The organism is Acidithiobacillus sp. TH-A36 (assembly GCF_057473445.1).
In genome coordinates, this window is sequence record NZ_JBYCKP010000707.1 from 1 (window position 1) to 1,202 (window position 1,202).

Annotated in this window: 2 protein-coding genes; both read right to left on the minus strand. The window is 61.5% G+C overall.

Going from position 1 to position 1,202, the window contains the following annotated elements:
* The coding region (trpD, locus tag AC2VLY_RS17605) for an anthranilate phosphoribosyltransferase (RefSeq protein ID WP_486922751.1) at positions 1-740 on the minus strand (740 nt) is incomplete at its 3' end.
* On the minus strand, positions 737-1,202 hold a 466-nt coding region (locus AC2VLY_RS17610), incomplete at its 5' end, for an anthranilate synthase component II (RefSeq protein ID WP_486893006.1). The genes trpD and AC2VLY_RS17610, both read right to left, overlap by 4 nt.

Here is a 1,202-nt window from a genome sequence, read left to right on the forward strand (position 1 = left end):
CTGCGCGAAATCACCCCATCCTTCAGTTCGGCCATGTCCGTGGGGGCAGAAAGACTGATTTCATCCAGACCGTCATGACCATGAACCACCAGTACGTGACGGGAGCCCAGTTCCCGGGCCGCTTCGGCCAGGGGGATCAGCCAGCGTTCGGCATATACGCCGAGCACCTGATGCGGGGCCCCCGCCGGATTACTCAGGGGACCCATCAGATTGAACAATGAGCGAATCGCCAGTTCCTTGCGCGGGCCGACGGCATGGCGCATGGCACCGTGATGCGCCGGAGCGAACAGGAAGCCGATGCCGATTTTTTCGATGCTTTGCGCCACCGCTTCGGGGCTCATATCCATGGGCAGGCCCGCAGCTTCCAGAACATCTGCACTGCCACTGCGACTGACCATGGAACGGTTGCCGTGTTTGGCTACCCGGGCGCCCCCCGCTGCTGCGACGACGGCGGATACCGTGGAAATATTGAAGGTGCTCAGGGCATCTCCGCCGGTCCCGCAGGTGTCGAGCAGATGGTCGGTGGAAACTTCTACCCGGGTCATGCAGGCGCGCAGCGCCAGGGTGGCGCCAACCAGTTCTTCGACCCGTTGTCCCTTCATGCGCAGGCCCATGAGGAGGGCGCCAATTTGCGCCGGCGTCCAGTCACCGGCCATGATTCCGGCAAATACATGCTGGGCCTGCTCTCGGGACAAATCCTGCCCGGCGGCAATTTGTTCAAGAATGTCGCGGACCATCATCGGGTTGCTTCTCCCTGTAAGAAGTGCTGGAGGAGGGTTTTGCCACATTCGCTGAGAATGGACTCAGGATGGAACTGCACCCCTTCCACGGCCAGTGCGCGGTGACGTAACCCCATGATTTCTCCCGCCTCCGTCCAGGCCGTGATTTCCAGACTCTCTGGCAGGCTGTCGCGTTCGACAATCAGGGAATGATAACGGGTGGCGGGAAAGGGGTCGGGCAGGTCGTGGAAGATCCCCTGACCATGGTGATGGATGGGCGAGGTCTTGCCATGCATCACCTGATCGGCGCGGATCACCTTGCCACCAAAAGCCTGTCCGATGGCCTGATGGCCGAGACAAACGCCCAGCAGCGGGATTTTTCCGGCAAAGTGCTGGATGGTGGCAATGGAAATGCCCGCTTCATTGGGGGTGCAGGGACCGGGCGAGATGCAGATATGGCTGGGGGCCAGCTCGGCAATGCGG